An 18,440-nucleotide genomic window follows, 5' to 3' on the forward strand; every position below is an offset into this window, starting at 1 on the left:
GGACAGCGTCTCTCGACATTTACATACATACATCATGTATGTATCGTGGCCGTACCGAACCGAGGAGGGCATCATGCTCGAACGCACCGGTCAGCTACGGCTTCCCCAAGGCACGCTCGACTACGTGGACACCGGCGCCGGCCGTCCGATGGTGTTCGTGCACGGGGTACTGGTGAACGCGGACCTCTGGCGGAAGGTGGTGCCCGCCGTCGCCGGGGCCGGATTCCGTTGTCTCGCACCGGATCTGCCGCTCGGATCGCACCGGCGGCCGATGGCCCCGGACGCCGACCTCAGCCCGCCCGGCCTGGCGAGGCTGATCGCCGGCTTCCTCGCCGAACTCGACCTGCGCGACGTGCTGGTGGTCGCCAACGACACCGGCGGCGCGCTCACCCAGCTCCTGCTGGCGAACCACCCCGAGCGGATCGCCGGGGTGGTGCTGACGCCGTCGGACTCGTTCGAGTACTTCTTCCCGCCGATGTTCGCCCCGCTCCCCCTGCTCGCCCGGATCCCCGGCTCGACGGCGGTGCTGGCGGCCGGGCTGCGCAGCAAGGCCGTCCGTGCCCTCCCGATCGTGTTCGGCTCGGTGGCGAAGCGGCCGGTCCCGCTGGACGCGGTCCACTCCTACATCGATCCCGCGTGGCGCTCGGCGGGTGTCCGGCGCGATCTGCGGAAGTTCCTGCGCGGGGTGCACAAGCGGTACACCCTCGAAGCGGCGGAAAGGCTGCGCGGGTTCGACCGCCCGGTGCTCCTGGCGTGGGCCACCGAAGACCGGCTGTTCCCGGTTTCGCTGGCCGAACGCCTGCTGGCGGTGTTCGGCGACGCCCGGCTGACCAAGATCGACGACAGCTACACGTTCGTCCCGGAGGACCGGCCGGACACGCTGAGCGAGCTGATCGTCGGGTTCGCGCGAGAGCGGGTGTACGCCTTGGCAGACTGATGGGTCATGCGCCGCAGTCAGCACGATCGCTCCAGCAGCACCCGGTCCGCACTGACCACCGCCGCCCGCGCACTCTTCGCCGCGCGCGGCTACCACGCGGTGCCCGCCGACGAGATCGTGCGTGCCGCCGGGGTCACCCGCGGCGCGCTCTACCACCACTACGCCGACAAGCAGGCGTTGTTCCGGGACGTGGTGGTGGAGATCGAAACCGAGTTCACCGCCGAGATCGACGCCGTACTCGGCGACGCGCCCGACCTCGCGACCGGCATGGTCGGCGCGTTAGGGGCGTTCCTGGACATCTGCGCGCGCCCGGAAATCCGCCAGGTAGTGCTGACCGACGCGCCCGCCGTGCTCGGCTGGAACGAATGGCGTGCCATCGAAGCCGAACACGGCCTCGGCACCCTGGTCGACATGCTCACCCGTGCCGTCGACGAGGGACTCATCGCGCCACAGCCGGTCGACGTGCTCGCCCGGCTCGTGCTCAGCGCGCTGATCGAGGCCGCGCTCGTCATCGCCTCCGCCGAGGATCCCGCCAGCACCAGGGCCGAGGCCGAACACGCGCTCGGCCTGTGGTTCGCGGGCATCCTCGCCCCGCCCCCGGAAGCGTGAGGACAGCCGCACCGAGGGACGCCTTCGGTGCGTCCAGCGCACCGAGGGACGCCCTCGTCGCATCCAACGCACCAAGGGCGTCCCTCGGCAGGCCGCCCCGCCCGCCCGAGCATGTCCCGAGCGCGCCGTTCGGGACACCGCGTCACTTCTCGACCGGGCACCACGGGTCGGCGGTCCGGCCCGCCGCGTTGCCACAGAAGGCCTGGATCGTCCGGCTGACCTCGCCGCCTTCGACGCGCAGCACCGCGACCGGCTTGTTCTCCGGGACGTTGCGGCTGATGTCGCCGCCGTAGTCGATCGTGCCGGTGACACCCTCGATGTACTTGTTGGTCTGCCGCGCGTCCGGCCGGGAGGTGTGCACGGCGGTGATCTCGCGCCACACCGCGCCCGGCGTCACCGGGATGCTCGCGGCGGTTTCCCGCAGGTACGCGGTCGCGGTGATCAGCACCTGCGCCGCGTCGAACGCCATCGCCGCGTGCCCGTCGAGCGAGCGTCCCCGCTCGGTCTGCTCGAACGGGAACAGCTGGTTCAGCGTGCCGTAGAAGTCGCGGGCGAGGCCCTGCGGCGCGGTGATCGGTTCGGTCGCGAACGACATAGTGTAGAAGGACAACGCCCGGTTCAGCTGCCGCGACACCTTGTCGGCGACGTACCGGGTCACGTCGTCGTCGCCGATGACCGCCGCCTTGGTGCCGCACTGCCCGGCGCCACCGGCGAACTCACCGAAGTCCGGGACCCCGCGCGCGGCGAAGAACACGACACCCGGGAACGAGCACGTGTCCCGCCCGGCGGCGGCCGGGTTCCCGACGAGCCGCTCGCCGTACCGCTCGTGCGCCGGCTGCCCGCCGATGCCGCCGTTCGGCGTCAGCGCCCGCGCCTCGACGGCGAAACCCCTTGCGGCGAAAGACTTCATGAGGTCGTCACGGAGATTCGTGCTGTAGATGTCGGCGTCGTCGTCCGAGTAGTAGACGCGGGCCTGCCGGGGCGCGGCCTCCGGCAGCCGCTGCGCGAACGCGGCCGCGACCTCGGCCTCGCGCCGGTTCTGCGGGGTCACCTGGAAGTACATCGGGTTGTTGTCGGCGAGGCCGTCGGCCGACAGCGTGGAGGCGACCATCGGGATCCCGGCGTTCGACAGCGCGGTGATCGCCCGCTGGGTGGGATCGCTGCTCAGGTCCAGCCCCGCCACCGCGACGATGCTGCGGTCCTGTTCGGCCAGCTCGCGCAGCATCCCGGCGACCCGGACACCCTCGCGCATCCCGCGCCCGGCGTTGGCGTGCAGGATCCGGACGATCGGATCCGAGGCGGCGGGCGCGGACAGCTGCCGCAGCTGCGCGACCGCGAACCCTTCCAGCGACTCGCGTTCGGCCGTGACCCCCTCGACGGTCCCGGTCGAGGAGGTCACCGCTTCGAGGTCGACGATCGTGATGTAGGGCCGTTCCGGATGCGCGCGGTGCAGCTGTTCGGCCCGGAGGTTCTGCTCGTGGATGATCCGGCTGACCTGCGCGGTGGTGTCGTCGGACGGCTGGAACAGGTCGAACGCCCCGTCCGACATCCCGACGCACTCGGTGCCGGTCCACACCAGCGACGGGCTGTCCGTCCCGCAGTGACTGTCCAAAGTGGTCTGACGCTGCACGATCAGCCCGGCCGCCGCGAGCACCACCACGAGCACCGGCACGCCGATCCGGGTCCAGCGGCTCGCCCACCACGGCGGCCGCGCGAGCCTGCGCTCCAGGTGGTACCCGTCGAACGAGGCCAGCCGGCGCCGCGCGTCGTCGAGCGCCTCCTTCGGCTCGCCCTCCCGGATCCGGATCGGCAGGTACCAGGCGGTGTCGCGGCGGGCGCGGCGGTCGTCGCGCAGCGCGTTCTGCCAGGCCCGGTAGCCCTCGGCCGCGGTGGTGGCGTCGAAGCGCGGACGCTCCGGGTCACCCCGGCCCGCGTCCGGCGGGACGTCGTCGCTGGCGCTGACCACCAGCAGCGGATCGAAGAGACCGACCTGGTTGCGTACCCCGTTGATCAGCCGCAGCAGCCGGTATCCACCGTTGGCCGGGCTGATCGCGTCGAGCATGAGCACCGGGTAGGTCATCCGGCGCCGCCGCCACGGCTGCCACGGGCGGATGCGGTAGGCGCGGCGCAGATCCTCGAGGAACGCGTTGACCAGCAGCCGGGACACGTATTCCGGGGCCTCGCGCTGCCATTCGCCGTCGGTCAGCCGCCGCGCGAACCGCACGAAACTGCCGGACATCTCCGGCGCGAGGTGTGGCTGGCGGAGAAACCACCGGTACGGGCCGGAAAGCAGCGGTACCCGGCCGGTCGCCGCGGCCCGGAAACTCAGCGCGGTCAGCCCGCGCAGCACGGCCAGCGGCACGCGCCACCAGAACTTGTCGCCGGGCAGTTTGTCGTCGACGTGCTGGATAGTCGTGCGGAACCGTTCGACGATGCCCAGCCGCTGCACGCGCCGCAGCAGGGTCCGGTCGGGATTCGGGTCGTGCTCGGCGATCTTCTGGCTCATCAGCCACACGACGAGGGTGAACAGCCCGAACCGCAGCCTGCTGCCCCGCGCCCTCGGGTCGCGGATCAGCGCGTTGCGGGCCTCCCACAACAGCTCGCGCACGGCCTTGACGCTGCGCTGGGTCGCCGGGCCGTCGGCGTCGGCCCCCTCGCGCCCGGCCAGGCCGAGGTAGGCGTGCCGGACCGGTTCCGGTTTCGCCTCCGCCAGCCAGCGGCTCAGCTCGGGCAGCACGTCGGCGGCGGAGTCGGGGCGCACCAGGCAGACCATCGGCAGCCCGCGCCGCCCGGAGCGTTCGTCGTGGTAGCCGGGCTTCCAGCGCACGGCGACCTCGTCGAGTTCCCTCGGCCGGTCACCGGCGCGCGGGCGCTGGTACAGCGCGCCGATCAGTTTCACCAGCCGATCGGCGCCCCCGAAAACCAGCGGATCCCGCTCACGCACCGTCGGTGTCAAGGCCATGGCCCGAAGTCTTTCATGCGCTCTGGGTGAGCGGTTCGTCATTTGTGACAACAGAGGGTCGTTCCGTTATCGGCCGGAACGGGCTCACTCGGACGCCGAAAACCGTTACGCCACAAGGACTAACACACCAGGAAAACCCAGGGCCCGTCTCGCACGATGTGCGAGACGGGCCCTGGGTTTATCGCGCTACCGGATTAACGTACTTACTGGGTTATTCGTAAATCTCACCCTTGGCCGCTTTGTCCACAAGGGACTGTGGCGGGGTGAAGTGGTCGCCGTAGCGCTCGGCCAGCTGACGCGCGCGGTCGACGAAGCCCTGCAGGCCACCGGAGTACTGGTTGATGTACTGGATGACACCGCCGGTCCAGGCCGGGAAGCCGATGCCGAAGATCGACCCGATGTTCGCGTCCGCGACCGAGGTCAGCACGCCCTCGTCGAAGCACTTCACCGTTTCGAGCGCCTCGGCGAAGAGCATCCGCTCCTTGAGGTCCTCGAACGGCACGTCGGCGCTCCCGGACTTGAAGGCGTCGCGCAGCCCCGGCCACAGCCCGGTCCGCTTGCCCGCCTCGTCGTAGTCGTAGAACCCGGCACCGGTGGAGCGGCCCTTGCGGTCGTACTCGTCGAGCATCTTGTCGATGACGGCCTCGGACGCGTGCGGCGTCCAGGTGCCACCGGCCGCCTCGATCGCTTCGCGGGTCTCCTTGCGGATCTTGCGCGGCAGCGTCAGGGTCAGCTCGTCCATCAGCTGCAACGGCGGCGCCGGGTACCCGGCCTGCGAACCCGCCTGCTCGATCGACGAGGGCTCGACGCCCTCGCCCAGCGCGGCGACGGCCTCGTTGATGAACGTGCCGATCACCCGCGAGGTGAAGAACCCGCGGCTGTCGTTGACGACGATCGGCGTCTTCTTGATCTGCAGGGTGTAGTCGAACACCTTCGCCAGCACCTCGGGCGAGGTCTTCTCCCCACAGATGATCTCGACCAGCGGCATCTTGTCGACCGGCGAGAAGAAGTGGATGCCGATGAAGTCCCCGGTACGCTGCACGCCCTCGGCGAGCGAGGTGATCGGCAGCGTCGAGGTGTTCGAGCCGAGCACCGCGTCCGGGTTGACGATGTTCTCGATCTCCTGGAACACCTTGTGCTTGAGCTCGACGCTCTCGAACACGGCCTCGATCACGAAGTCGACCCCGGCGAAGTCCTCCGCCTTGTCGGTCGGCTTGATCTTCGCCAGCAGCGCCTCGGACTTCTCCTTGGTGGTCTTGCCGCGGGAGAGGGCCTTCTCCTCCAGCTTGACCGCGTAGCCCTTGCCCTTCTCGGCGCCTTCGAGCGTGACGTCCTTGAGCACGACGTCGATCCCGGCCTTCGCCGAGACGTACGCGATCGCCGCGCCCATCATCCCGGCGCCGATGACACCGACCTTCTTGGCGGTGTACTTCTCCACCCCGTCCGGGCGGGAGCCGCCCGAGTTGATGGTCTGGAGGTCGAAGAAGAACGCCTTCGTCATGTTCTTCGAGACCTGGCCGGTGGCGAGGCTGACGAAGTACCGCGTCTCGACCTGGAGCGCGGTGTCGACGTCGACGAGCGCGCCTTCGATGGCCGCGGAGAGGATCGCGCGCGGCGCCGGCATGTTCGCGCCCTTGATCTGCTTGCGCAGGTTCGCCGGGAACGCGGGCAGGTTCGCCGCGAAGCTCGGGTTCGTCGGGCTGCCGCCGGGGATCTTGTAGCCCTTGACGTCCCACGGCTGCGTGTTCGCCTCGGGGTTGGCCTTGATCCACGCCTTCGCCGCGGGCAGCAGTTCCTCGACGGTGCCGACGAGTTCGTGCACCAGGCCGAGTTCGAGTGCCTTGGCCGGGCGGTGCCGCTGCCCCTGCAGCAGGACGTTCAGCAGCGCGCTCTGGATGCCCAGCAGGCGCACGGTGCGCACCACGCCGCCCCCGCCGGGCAGCAGGCCGAGGGTGACCTCGGGCAGGCCGATCTGGCTGCCCTTGACGTCGGCCGCGATGCGGTGGTGCGTCGCCAGCGCGATTTCGAGGCCGCCGCCGAGCGCGGCGCCGTTGATCGCGGAGACGACCGGCTTGCCGAGCTGCTCCAGCCGGCGCAGCTGCCCCTTCATCAGGAGGCTGCTCTCGGTGATCTCGGCCGCGTGCTCCGGCTGCGCCTGGATCAGGTCCTTGAGGTCGCCACCGGCGAAGAAGGTCTTCTTCGCCGAGGTGAGCACGACGCCGGTGATGGAGTCCTTTTCGGACTCCAGCCGGTCGACGACGACGCCGAGCGACTCGCGGAAGTCGCTGTTCATCGTGTTCGCGGACTGCTTGGGGTCGTCGAGGGTCAGCACGACGATGCCGTCGGCGTCCTGCTCCCAGCGGATGGTCTTCGCTTCAGTCATTGTCCCTGTCCCTCAGACCCGCTCGATGATGGTCGCGACGCCCATGCCGCCGCCGATGCAGAGGGTCACCAGCGCGCGGCGCGCCTGGCGGCGTTCCAGCTCGTCGACCACGGTGCCGACCAGCATCGCGCCGGTGGCGCCCAGCGGGTGGCCCATCGCGATCGCGCCGCCGTTGACGTTGACCTTCTCCTCCGGCAGGTTCAGGTCCTTGATCCACTTGAGCACGACGGAGGCGAACGCCTCGTTGAGCTCCCACAGGTCGATGTCGTCCGGGGTCAGCCCGGCCTTGTCGAGCACCTTCTGGGTGGCGGGCGTCGGGCCGGTGAGCATGATCGTCGGCTCGGAACCGATCGACGCGGTGGCCACGATGCGGGCGCGCGGGGTCAGGCCGAAGGTCTTGCCGACCTGCTCGTTGCCGACCAGCACGAGCGCGGCGCCGTCCACGATGCCCGAGGAGTTCCCGCCGGTGTGGACGTGGTTGATCTTCTCGACCTGGTGGTACTTCTGCAGCGCGACGGCGTCGAAGCCGCCCAGCTCGCCGATACCGGCGAAGGCAGGCTTGAGCTTGCCGAGACCCTCCAGCGTGGAGCCGGGGCGGCGGTGCTCGTCGTGGTCGAGGATCGTGACGCCGTTGAGGTCCTTCACCGGTACGACGGACTTCGAGAAGTAGCCGCCGGACCAGGCCGCCTCGGCCTTGTCCTGCGAGCGCACGGCCCAGGCGTCGACGTCCTCGCGGGAGAAGCCCTCGATGGTCGCGATCAGGTCCGCGCCGGTGCCCTGCGGGACGATGTAGTTGTCGTAGGCGGTGGCCGGGTCCATGAACAGCGCGCCGCCGTCGGAGCCCATCGGCACCCGCGACATCGACTCGACACCACCGGCGATGATCAGCTGGTCCCAGCCGGAGGCGACCTTCTGCGCGGCGGTGTTGGTGGCCTCCAGGCCGGAGGCGCAGAACCGGTTGAGCTGCACGCCCGCGACGGTGTCGGGCAGGCCCGCGTTCAGCGCGGCGGTCCGTGCGATGACCGCGCCCTGCTCGCCCACCGGGGAGACGACGCCGAGCACGATGTCGTCGATCGCCGCCGGGTCGAGGTTCGGGTGGCGGACCTTCAGCTCGTTGATCAGGCCGACCACCAGGTCGACCGGCTTGGTGCCGTGCAGGGCACCACCCTTGTTCTTGCCGCGAGGCGTGCGAATCGCCTCGTAGATGTAGGCCTCGCTACTCACTGAACACTCCTCCGCGCAGGGCGTGGTTGGTACCGCGTTGTATCGCCTACCGCGATCATACTGCCGAGTACGCGCTAATGCCGATTAACATATGCCCGAGTAACCCCATGGTGTCAATGGGTTGTTTCCTACCATGCACGCGCTATCGTCGGTTCACCATGACGTCACCTTCACCCCGGCAGGCCCGCGCCAGGCGGCCGCGCGACCGCAAGGCGCAGCTCGCCGCGGTCGCCGCGGAGCTGTTCCGCGAGCGGGGCTTCCACGGCGTCGGGATCAACGACATCGCCGCCGCGGGCGGCGTCACCGGGCCGGCGCTGTACCGGCACTTCGCGGACAAGCAGGCGATCCTCGCCTACGTCGTGCTCTCCGGGATCGACGACATGGAGACCGCGACCGCCGAAGCGCTCGCCGACACCAAGACACCCGGCGACCAGCTCGAATCCCTGCTCGCCGTGCTGGCGGCCCAGGCCGTGGAGCGCCGCGAGGTCGCCGCGCTGTGGCGCTGGGAGGGCAGGCACCTCCCGCGGGAGGACCAGCGGGAGATCGGCAGGCGGTCCGGCGCGCTGCTCGCGGCGTGGAGCAAGACGCTGCTGCGGGTCCGTCCGGACCTGGCCGCGGCGGACGCCGAGCTGCTGTGCTGGGCGACGCTTTCGGTGTTCGGCAGCGTGTCCGTGCACCACACGACGGTCGCGAAGAAACGCTTCGGCCAGTTGCTCGTCGAACGGGCCCTCACTGTGCTCGAAACCACACTGCCCGCGACGGGCGCGGCCCCGGAACCGCCGCCGCTGGCCGTGCTCGGCACGCCTTCGCGGCGTGAGCAGTTGCTGTCGGAGGCGACCCGGCTGTTCGCCGACCGCGGGTTCCGCGCGGTGAGCATGGAGGACATCGGCTCAGCCGCCGGGATCACCGGGCCCAGCGTGTACCGGCACTTCCCGAGCAAGGGCGCGCTGGTGGTGGCGATCGGGCACCGCGCGGGCGACCGGCTCGCCGTCGCCGCCGAAGAGGCGTTGCGCGCGGCCGACGAACGGGACGCGCTGCGCAGGCTCGCCGCGTCCTACGTGCACACCCTGCTGCACACCCCCGAACTGCACGTCGCCTTCTCCGCCGACCGGGCGAGCATTCCCGACCGCGACAAGGCCGGACTGCTGCGCGTGCAGCGGGACTACGTCGCGCGCTGGATCTCCCTGCTCTCGGCGGTGCGCCCGGAGCTGCCCGCGCGGGAGGTGAAGATCACCGTGCACGCCGCGCTGACCATCGCGAACGACCTGACCAGGACCCGCCGCGTCGCGCACCGCCCGAACCTCGAAGCCGAGCTGAGCGCACTCCTGCACGCCGCGCTCGGCCTGCCCGGGTAAGCGGGTGCTGAAGGACGCCATCAGTGCATCCAGCGCACTGAAAGCGTCCTTCACTGCGCCCAACGCACCGAAGGCGTCCTTCAGCACTCAGCCGCGCGAACCGGGCTACCCGAGCAGACCGGCCACTTCGGACAGTGTCCGCTCGTACCGGCCACCGCATTCGACGCGCGTGATGTCCGCGAACCGCCACTTCGACGGCTCGTCCGTCCATTCCGCACTCGGCGTCACCTCGGCGAGCCGCAGCGCGCGACGGCCGATCTTTACCGGAGTGCCGATGTAGCAGACCTCGGGATCGGCACGCTCGACGTGCACGGTGAGCAGCGGGAAGGCCGCGGCGGCCGACTCCAGCACCGGCACGATCCCGTCGAGCCGGTGCTCCGGCGCCACCGGCGGCCATTCGCCGTGCAGTTCCAGCGCCCTGCGGACGAAGTGCCGCGACGCTGGCTTCTCCACCCGCCGCAGGTCCTCGCGGCGGACGAACGTGTAGCCGTCCAGGAAGATCCCCGGATCGAGGCGCGCCAGCAAGATCCATTCGACGCCGACGGCCAGCACGAACCCGGCGATCCGGTCCGCGCCGTCGATGTCCCGGTGCAGGTGGACCAGGGTGCGCTTCGCACACGCCTTGCGCAGCTTGCCGTCGATGTCCATGCCGGAAAGCGTGACTCAGCCGTCTCGCACCCGCACCCGGTTTTCGCCCGGCTCACGGGCGGCCGGGTGAGTCCGGCCACCGAATCTCGGCCCGCCGCTGGCACGAACCGGCCATGGGCGCTAACCTACTCACGAGTAGGTAGCGAGATGGAGGGGCCACCATGGCTGCGCCAAGGAAACGAGACGCGATGGGCTTCGGCCTGGCCGCGCTCACCCGGTTGGCCGGGAGCAAGGTCATCGACAAGGCCGGGCTGCGCAAGCCCGTCGAAAACCTCGTCACCGCGGGGACCAGGAACGGCTTCCGCGCCGCGGGCGCGGCCACCCGCTCGTTCCAGAAGGCGCAGCGGCTCGGCAAGCCCGCCCGGCTCGCGCCGGCGTCGGACACCGGGATGTTCGACCTCACCCCGAGCGAGGACCAGCAGCTCATCGTCGAGACCGTCACCGAGTTCGCCGCCGAGCAGCTGCGCCCGGCCGCCGCGGACGCCGACGCGAAGCTCGCGGCGCCGGAGGGCCTGCTCAGCAGGGCCGCCGAACTGGGCATCAGCCTCGTCGGGATCCCCGAGGAGCTGGGCGGCGTCGGCACCGAACGCTCGGTGGTCACGAACGCGCTCGTCGCGGAGGCGCTCGCGCACGGCGACCTCGGGCTCGCCGTGGCGGTGCTCGCGCCGTCGGCGGTGAGCACCGCGCTGGTCTCCTACGGCGACGAGCAGCAGCAGGCCGACTACGTGCCCGCGTTCGCCACCGAGCACGTCCCCGCCGCCGCGCTCGCGCTGCAGGAACGCGCCCCGCTGTTCGACCCGTTCAAGCCAAGGACGAAGGCCCGCCGGACGCCGAAGGGCTACCAGCTCGACGGCGTCAAGTCGCTGGTGCCGCGTGCCGCGCAGGCGGAACTGTTCCTCGTCTCGGCCGATCTCGAAGGCCGGGGACCCGCGCTCTTCATCGTCGAATCGTCGAACTCCGGTGTGACGATCGAGGCCGAGCCCGCGATGGGCCTGCGTGGCGCCGCGACCGGGAAACTGCACCTGGAAAAGGTTTCGCTGCCCGCGGGCGCGCTGCTCGGTGGCGGAAAGCCCGAGACGTTCGCCGAAATCGTGCGGCTCTCGCGGCTCGGCTGGGCGGCGCTGGCGGCCGGGACCGCGAAGGCCGTCCTCGACTACGTCGTGCCCTACGTCAACGAGCGGACCGCGTTCGGCGAGCCGATCAGCCACCGCCAGGCCGTCGCGTTCTCGGTGGCCGACATCGCGATCGAGCTGGAGGGCCTGCGGCTGGTGACCCTGCGCGCGGCCGCCCGCGCCGAGCAGGGCAAGTCCTACGCCCGCGAGGTCGCGCTGGCCCGCAAACTCGCGGCCGACAAGGGCATGCAGATCGGCAGCGCCGGTGTCCAGCTGCTCGGCGGGCACGGCTTCGTCAAGGAGCACCCGGTCGAACGCTGGTACCGCGACCTGCGCGCCATCGGCGTGATGGAAGGCGCCGTTCTTCTTTAAGCTTTCTCGGAAGGTAAGCACTCATGATCAACCTGGAAGTCCCCAAGAAGGCCGGCGCGCTGATCAACCAGGCGTACCAGGCCGCGTCCGAGGTGTTCCGCCCGATCTCGCGCAAGTACGACCGCGCCGAGCACACCTACCCGGCCGAGCTCGACATGTTCGCCGCGCTGCTGGACGGACTCAACTCCTCCGGTGAGGGCGGCGCGGGCGCGGCCGGTGTCCGCCGCGATGACAAGGGCGGCGCGAAAGGAAACCGAAACGGCGCCAACCTGAACGTCGTCCTCGGCACCATCGAGATGTGCTGGGGTGACGTGGGTCTGCTGCTGTCGATGCCGCGCCAGGGCCTCGGCAACGCGGCGATCGGCTCGGTCGCGACCGACGAACAGCTCAAGCGGTTCAACGGTTTGTGGGCCGCGATGGCGATCACCGAGCCGGGCTGCGGCTCGGACTCCGCGGCGATCACCGCGACCGCCCGCCTCGACGGCGACGAGTACGTTCTCAATGGCGAGAAGATCTTCGTGACCTCCGGCCAGCGCGCCGACGCCGTCGTCGTGTGGGCGACACTGGACAAGTCGAAGGGCCGCGCGGCGATCAAGTCGTTCGTCGTGGAGAAGGGCACGCCGGGCTTCGAGGTCGTGCGGGTCGAGCACAAACTCGGCATCCGCGCCTCGGACACCGCGGTACTCCGCTTCGAAAACTGCCGTGTCCCCAAGGAAAACCTGCTCGGCACGCCGGAAATCGACACGGCCAAGGGGTTCGCCGGGGTCATGCAGACCTTCGACAACACCCGCCCGCTGGTGGCCGCGATGGCCATCGGTGTCGCGCGGGCGGCGCTGGAGGAAACCCGGCGCGTCCTCACCGAGGCCGGCGTCACCATCGACTACGACCGCCCGGCCAACACCCAGCACGCGGCCGCCGCGACCTTCCTCCAGCTGGAAGCGGACTACGAATCGGCGTACCTGCTGACGCTGGAATCCGCGTGGATGGCCGACAACCGCCAGCCGAACTCGCTGCAGGCGTCGATGGCCAAGGCGAAGGCGGGCCGCTCGGTCGTCGAGATCACGCTGAAGTGCGTCGAGCTGACCGGCGCGTACTCCGAGGAGTCGCTGCTGGAAAAGTGGAGCCGGGACGCGAAGATCCTGGACATCTTCGAAGGCACACAACAGATCCAACAGCTCATCGTCGCCCGCCGAGTCCTCGGCAAGTCCTCGGCCGAGCTGAAGTAACCCTGTTTCCGGGAGGGTCCCCGCCCGGCCGCTAGTGTCCTCTGTGGACACGGTGGCCGGGCGGTCCTATGTCTGCCCTTCCTCCGCCCGCCGTTTCTCGTACCCGGCCCAGTACAACGCCTCGTGGTGATGCCCCCGGTCCACGTCCGCGACGGCCTCGTACACCCGCGCGTTGCCAAGCCGGAACGCCACCCAGTCCGACGGTTTCGCGGTATTCGGAGGCCGACGCTTCATCACGACCTCGTGAGCTTCCAGCAACGTCCTCGGCTCACCTTGCTGCATGATCACGCCCCTCCGCACGGATTTCCAGCAGCGTCGCCAACTCGTCTGCCTGGTCCCGAAGCCGACGCAGGAAAGTCGCGCACCCCTGCCAAGCCGTCTGATCCTCCGGCGGTACCAGCGTCACCACACAGACCCCGGCCAGCACCAGCACCGGCGGACACGAGGCGCGCGGCCCGGTCTCCTCCACGGTTACCTCGGTCGCCGAGTCCACCGTCCAACGAAGCCCCCAACCATCCCACGTCGCCGCTTGTCCGAGCGGACGGCATTCAACGCTCACGCCCATCTCCTCGGCGTCCCGCCGCCGGACCTGCCCCGGCAACCTGACACCACTCTCGACTCAAACGCGGGACGTGATCACCACCTGGCAGGACACTTGGGGACGTCCCTGCTACCGTCAAAGACGTCCCTACACGTCCCAAGGGGTGGCGGTGCCGAACGAACGCCTGCGTGACGCGCTACTGCGCAACGGCCTCGCGTTGGAGCAGGTCGCCGAGGCCGTCGGCGTCGATCAGAAGACCGTCGAGCGCTGGATCACCAAGAACCGGACGCCCTACCCCAAACACCGGCACAAGATCGCCGCCATGGCGCGCGAGTCGGAAACCTACCTCTGGCCGGACTCGGTTGCCCCGGAGCGTAAAGCCGAAACGGCCGCCGCCGAGGTCGTCCAGGTCTTCCCACACCGCCACGCCGTTCCCGTCGAACTGTGGGACAGGATGATCAAGGACGCCTCGGAGACCGTGGAGGTCCTCGTACAGGCGGCGCTGTTCCTGGTCGAACGCCCGCGGTTCATCAAAGACCTGTCCGCGAAGGCTTCCGCCGGCGCTCACGTCCGCTTGCTGTTCGGCGACCCGGAAGGCGACAGCGTCGCCCTGCGCAGCGCCGAAGAGCAACTCGGCGACGGAACACTCGCGGCACGCATCCGCAACGCACTGGCGTCCTACCGCCCACTGATCGGCGTCGACGGCGTGGAGATGCGCTTCCACGACACCACGCTCTACAACTCGATCTTCCGGTTCGACGACGAAATGATCGTCAACACGCACGTGTACGGGATCCAGGGCGCCCACGCCCCAACCCTCCACCTGCGACGCCTCTCCGCCGGAGACCTTTTCGAGACGTACTCGGAGAGCTTCGAGTCAGTCTGGAACCTCGCCAAGCCAGCCACCTTCTAGGAGGCACCATGACCCGAGTCGACTACTACAACGACCCGAACGCCCCCGCGGCGAACAGCATCGCGGTAGCGGTCTCGGTGTTCATCCAGGACGACGAAGGCCGGATCCTCATGATCCGACGCACCGACAACGACCTGTACTCGATCCCGGGTGGCCAACTGGAACTCGGCGAGACACTGGCCGAGGCAGCGGTCCGGGAGGTCCGCGAAGAAACCGGCATCGAGTGCGAGGTCACGGGCGTGATCGGTCTGTACTCGGACCCCCAGCACGTCATCGCCTACGACGACGGCGAAGTGAGGCAAGAGTTCTCCATCTGCTTTCGGGGCAGAGTAATGAGCGGAAAGCTGCGGACCAGCACCGAAAGCAGCGAAGTGTTTTGGATCACTCCAAAGTCTCTCGATTTCCTAAAAATTCATCCATCTATCCAATTGCGCATCAAGCACGCGATAACCAAAAGTAATTGCACAATTTACTTTAGTTGACATCAGGCTCGCCATCCTGCTGCGCAGCTTGATTTCTTTCAATTATTACGAGCGTCAGCCCTGCACAACCCATTAAAAGGCCACCAATAGCGCCGAACACGCATGCAGTATCTATCGTGATCAAAAGTTCAGGAGCGAAATCAGAGCTGTCTACACCTAGAAGCACTGTCGATATCACCAAAATCGCCAGCAGTACTAACGCCGATGAAAGCAGCGAATTCCCAATCAAGATTCTCGCCTTGCCCAGGCGCTTTTCGCGCTCAATCTCCCGCCGAAGCCGTTGCCGCCGAGGACCGAATGCGGCCAAAACCGTCACAGCAGCGATCGTAAATCCCAAAAGAGACCCCGAGGAGCTGGCGAGAGATGAGTACACCTGCTGCCGAACTGACAACTTGGCCGAACCTAGAAGTATCGGCGGCCCCGAAAAGCAGCTGTAAACCAGCAACGCAATGAATGCCAAGCCGGCTATCAGCACTGGAACAGACCAAACATGCCGATCCAAGATTCTAATAAACTTGCGCATCACGGGCTACTTGTGCACAGCTTGCGCTTGCACGGATCGCGCAATCAGTGCGCTTCTATCTAGTTCGACACGAGCCTCCCCGATTGCCAAAAAGGCAACATCCGATTCTGGAATCGATTTCACCCGGGGGTTTTCTGGCAAGTTTCTCTCGATCTGCACACGTTCGTTTAGTAAGTCGACCCGCTCAGCCTTTCCGGTAGTCGGATTGATTCCGCCTACCACCATTCTATCGACTTGCTCATGTGCATGCTCAGCAATATCAAAAACTGCATCCTCGATACCAGCATCCAAGAATCGATCACGTGGCCCATACCTGCCCATACCCAGTTGCACATTTAAAGAAGGTGCACGAGACCCGAAGACCGCAGGAATCAGCTCACCAAACGCACCAGACCGGTCAGTGGCATGCGCATAATGAGGATTAACTAGCGTAATGTGTACCGATCGCAAACGTCCCCGGAGACGCTCAAGCCTGTCGAACATGTCCGGGTTATACAACGGTTCAAATAGGGTTCTTACTCCAGAGTTCCTTCTAAAGAAGAAGGACAGGCGATTGAGCCGAGGAGCGTTTGCGTGGTACTCTTGACCCGCGATTCCATCAGGCCAAATACAGACGTGTGTCACATCCGCCGAGTACTCACCTGCTAGAAGCGGGATTGAATCAAGCGGTGCATCAGGTCGCCACTTTGCAGGCAGTCGGCCAGCACTTCGCAGTGACAGCAGCTGCAACCGGACAGGCTTCGACCTATCGATGAACTCGATTGGAACCACGGCAACTGTACTGTCACCGTCATCAAGGATTCCGGCCTCTTCGTCAGTCTGAATTCGCGTATACAGATCCGCCACCACGGTATACGGGTCGAACAACTTGTCAGAGTCTTGCGAAGACCATCGATAGAAGACCATCCGTCGCTTTAACATGCTCGCCTCCTACTCATTAGCTTTCCACCCGAGTTGCCGAATATGGTTCTATAGGATCAAGAGCGTGCCGCCAGCGGCTGTGCACCTGTCACCTATGCAACTCCTCGCCTTGGCGACCGCGTCCCGCTCCCCTACAGGCCGGGTCGCTCCGGTTCGCCGCCAGCCGGGCGGTGTAGGCCACCAACAGCCCACCGCAGCACACCAGTCCCCCTGAGCCAACGTGACCTCCCCTCTACGAACGGTGTGACATTCGGGTCGTTTATGGCTCGTTCTCCGTTACGTACCGTCGTCAGGGTCACCCATCCTGACGCCGTATCGTGACAACGATCGGTAGCGCCCGCCTCAAGCCGATGAGGAGTGTCTTGCCCTCGCGTGAAGGGCTTCGTATCGGGATGCAAGTGCAGGTGGAGCCTAGTACCGGGCCATCAGGGGGTTGGGCAGCAGCGACAGGCTGCGCGAACTAGCGAGAGGCATCAGCGCAGTTCAAGGGCCATTTCAGACAAAGATCGCACCGATGCGCGAGGACCGGCTGAGAATCCTGGACATGTTCGAAGGGACGCAGTAGATCCAGCCACCCATCGTTGCTCGCTGCGTCCTCGGCAAGACGAGGAGGTTGCCCGCCCGGCCGTGAACGTCCTTAATAGACACACAGCCGGGCAGCTCACCGATCAGCCGTCGTCAGAACCTTTCGACGTTACGGTTTTGGCGTCGATTTCGATGCGGGGGCGGGGAAAGACCACGACCCGGACCCGGACGTCCCGCTCAGACGCGCTCAGTATCTTCGCCAGCAGCGCAAGGGTCACGCCGCCAGCCACGACGAGCATCGCCGCGGCGGCCAGCACCAGCCAGAATCCCCCCGATAACGCAAGCACGATATCGGCTCCTCGGCCGCCAGGTTGTCAGAATCCCCACCCCGACGCGGCGGCCCTGCGTCACGCTCAGCGTAACGCATCCGGAACGTTCCGTGAAAGCCCCGGCGCAATGCCGCGCCATGTCCTGAAGGCGTCCTTGAGGACACTCAACGTCTTGAAGGCGTCCTTCAGGACAGCCGCCGCCTCGCCCGACGAAGCCTCAGGCAGCAACCTGGGAATCGAGGAATTCGTCGATATAGCGCCACGTGGTGTGGCGTGCCTTGCGGCCAGTCAGTACGCCGAGATGGCCGCCCGGCGCGGTTTCGAAGCGCACGGACGGCGCGTTTTCCAGCAGCTCCACCAGACGCTCGACGGCCCCGCGCGGCGCGATCGTGTCGTTTTGGCCCGCGATCACCAGTGTCGGCACCTTGACCCCGGACAGCGCGATGATCCGCCCGCCCAGGTCTACCGAACCCTCGGCGAGGTCGTTCGCCCGGAAAAAACGGTGGTACAGCTGGCCGAACGTGCGGCCGGGGTAGGCGATCATGTTGTCCATGAAGTGATCGACGGCCTCGATCTGCGCCAGATAGTCCCGGTCGTCGAGATTTTTCAGGATGGCAAGGGGTTTCGTGATCTCCTTGTTGATCCCGGTCACCTTGAACACCCGGCTGACGATGCCCGACGGCGCGCCGCCCAGCAGGCGATAGAACGGCGTCAGCAGGTGCCCGCCGGTCAGATCGACCAGCGGCCGGAACGGCGCGATCAGCGGAATCGCGGTGAAGTCGAAGGGCGCGGCGATCGTGGTGATCGATTCGATCGGCAGGTCCGCCTGGTCGGCGGCGGTCAGCAGAGCGAAGATCCCGCCGAGGCACCAGGCGACCAGGTGCACGCCCTGCCCGCCGGAGTCCTCGCTGACCTTCCGGATCGCCCTCGGCAGCACGTCGTCGATCCAGTGCTCGATACCGAGACGGCGGTCGGAGAACGCGACGTTGCCGTAGTCGACAAGGTAAGCGTTGCGGCCGCCGTCGACCAGGTGCTCGGCGAGGCTGCACCCGCGGCGCAGGTCGAAGCACAGCGCGGGCGCGGCCAGCGGCGGCACCAGCAGGATCGGCGGGCCGTCCTGTTTCGCGGCGCCGTGGGTCAGCCGGTACAGCGAGCGGTTCGGGCCCTGGTCGAGCAGCACCCGGGGCATCGGCCGGAGATCGGCGACCCCACCGTGGAACACCTTGCCCACGACGTTCGACGCCGCGGCGGCGATCCGTGCCGGTGGTGAAGCCATGTCCTTGCCTCCTGGGCCGTGCGAACTTCCCGGCAATCTTGCCTTGCGGTGGCGGGCAACTCAACAGATTCCACGGAAGCGACTAGTCCAATTCGGACAGTG

Annotated in this window: 16 protein-coding genes; 7 read left to right on the forward strand and 9 right to left on the reverse strand. The window is 67.6% G+C overall.

The annotated features are described in order from the left end of the window. The first annotated feature begins 73 nt into the window (after positions 1-73). Both ABD987_RS29265 and ABD987_RS29270 read left to right on the forward strand, forming a co-directional pair. Positions 74-937, forward strand: coding sequence for an alpha/beta fold hydrolase (locus tag ABD987_RS29265; protein WP_345400939.1), 864 nt, complete (start codon positions 74-76; stop codon positions 935-937). A gap of 6 nt (positions 938-943) precedes the next feature. Continuing rightward, positions 944-1,546, forward strand: a complete 603-nt coding sequence (locus tag ABD987_RS29270) for a TetR/AcrR family transcriptional regulator (RefSeq protein WP_345400942.1) — start codon at positions 944-946, stop codon at positions 1,544-1,546. A 142-nt stretch (positions 1,547-1,688) separates the two neighbouring features. On the opposite strand, the gene ABD987_RS29275 is transcribed toward ABD987_RS29270, so the two are convergent. The 3 genes from ABD987_RS29275 to ABD987_RS29285 form a co-directional block, all read right to left on the reverse strand. Continuing rightward, positions 1,689-4,508: a type 1 periplasmic-binding domain-containing protein gene (locus tag ABD987_RS29275; protein ID WP_345400944.1), complete on the reverse strand. Its 2,820-nt coding sequence runs from the start codon at positions 4,506-4,508 to the stop codon at positions 1,689-1,691. Positions 4,509-4,719: 211 nt separating this feature from the next. Beyond that, positions 4,720-6,891 (reverse strand): 3-hydroxyacyl-CoA dehydrogenase NAD-binding domain-containing protein, encoded by a 2,172-nt coding sequence (locus tag ABD987_RS29280; RefSeq protein ID WP_345400947.1) that lies wholly within the window; start codon positions 6,889-6,891, stop codon positions 4,720-4,722. Between the two features lie 12 nt (positions 6,892-6,903). After that, positions 6,904-8,115, reverse strand: a complete 1,212-nt coding sequence (locus ABD987_RS29285; RefSeq protein ID WP_345400949.1) for an acetyl-CoA C-acetyltransferase — start codon at positions 8,113-8,115, stop codon at positions 6,904-6,906. Positions 8,116-8,273: 158 nt separating this feature from the next. Here ABD987_RS29285 and ABD987_RS29290 point away from each other — a divergent pair, with 158 nt between their 5' ends. Then, positions 8,274-9,470 (forward strand): TetR/AcrR family transcriptional regulator, encoded by a 1,197-nt coding sequence (locus ABD987_RS29290; protein WP_345400952.1) that lies wholly within the window; start codon positions 8,274-8,276, stop codon positions 9,468-9,470. Between the two features lie 105 nt (positions 9,471-9,575). Here ABD987_RS29290 and ABD987_RS29295 read toward each other — a convergent pair whose 3' ends face one another. Next, positions 9,576-10,118 (reverse strand): hypothetical protein, encoded by a 543-nt coding sequence (locus tag ABD987_RS29295; protein ID WP_345400955.1) that lies wholly within the window; start codon positions 10,116-10,118, stop codon positions 9,576-9,578. Positions 10,119-10,306: 188 nt separating this feature from the next. Between ABD987_RS29295 and ABD987_RS29300 the strand changes: the two genes are divergently transcribed. Beyond that, positions 10,307-11,602, forward strand: a complete 1,296-nt coding sequence (locus tag ABD987_RS29300) for an acyl-CoA dehydrogenase family protein (RefSeq protein ID WP_345401652.1) — start codon at positions 10,307-10,309, stop codon at positions 11,600-11,602. 23 nt (positions 11,603-11,625) lie between these two features. Then, positions 11,626-12,828: an acyl-CoA dehydrogenase family protein gene (locus tag ABD987_RS29305; RefSeq protein WP_345400958.1), complete on the forward strand. Its 1,203-nt coding sequence runs from the start codon at positions 11,626-11,628 to the stop codon at positions 12,826-12,828. Positions 12,829-12,894: 66 nt separating this feature from the next. On the opposite strand, the gene ABD987_RS29310 is transcribed toward ABD987_RS29305, so the two are convergent. Then, on the reverse strand, positions 12,895-13,110 hold the full coding sequence (locus ABD987_RS29310) for an AMED_5909 family protein (protein ID WP_345401654.1): 216 nt from the start codon (positions 13,108-13,110) through the stop codon (positions 12,895-12,897). Between the two features lie 428 nt (positions 13,111-13,538). Here ABD987_RS29310 and ABD987_RS29315 point away from each other — a divergent pair, with 428 nt between their 5' ends. Next, positions 13,539-14,282, forward strand: a complete 744-nt coding sequence (locus ABD987_RS29315) for a DUF5919 domain-containing protein (RefSeq protein ID WP_345400961.1) — start codon at positions 13,539-13,541, stop codon at positions 14,280-14,282. Between the two features lie 8 nt (positions 14,283-14,290). After that, positions 14,291-14,764, forward strand: a complete 474-nt coding sequence (locus ABD987_RS29320; RefSeq protein WP_345400964.1) for an NUDIX hydrolase — start codon at positions 14,291-14,293, stop codon at positions 14,762-14,764. Here ABD987_RS29320 and ABD987_RS29325 read toward each other — a convergent pair. The 4 genes from ABD987_RS29325 to ABD987_RS29340 form a co-directional block, all read right to left on the reverse strand. After that, entirely contained in the window at positions 14,757-15,080 is a 324-nt protein-coding gene (locus tag ABD987_RS29325; RefSeq protein WP_345400967.1) for a hypothetical protein, read from the reverse strand. The two genes, ABD987_RS29320 and ABD987_RS29325, sit on opposite strands and share 8 nt — an antisense overlap. Positions 15,081-15,293: 213 nt before the next feature. After that, positions 15,294-16,208 carry a hypothetical protein gene (locus ABD987_RS29330; RefSeq protein WP_345400970.1) on the reverse strand — a complete coding sequence of 305 codons (915 nt, stop codon included), beginning with the start codon at positions 16,206-16,208 and terminating at the stop codon, positions 15,294-15,296. Between the two features lie 668 nt (positions 16,209-16,876). Further along, a complete protein-coding gene (locus ABD987_RS29335; protein ID WP_345400972.1) occupies positions 16,877-17,080 on the reverse strand; it encodes a hypothetical protein in 204 nt (67 codons plus the stop codon). A gap of 199 nt (positions 17,081-17,279) precedes the next feature. Further along, positions 17,280-18,338 carry an alpha/beta fold hydrolase gene (locus ABD987_RS29340; RefSeq protein WP_345400974.1) on the reverse strand — a complete coding sequence of 353 codons (1,059 nt, stop codon included), beginning with the start codon at positions 18,336-18,338 and terminating at the stop codon, positions 17,280-17,282. Between the last annotated feature and the right edge of the window lie 102 nt (positions 18,339-18,440).

The sequence above is a fragment of the Amycolatopsis samaneae genome (assembly GCF_039541975.1).
GTDB classification, from domain to species: Bacteria; Actinomycetota; Actinomycetes; order Mycobacteriales; family Pseudonocardiaceae; genus Amycolatopsis; species Amycolatopsis samaneae.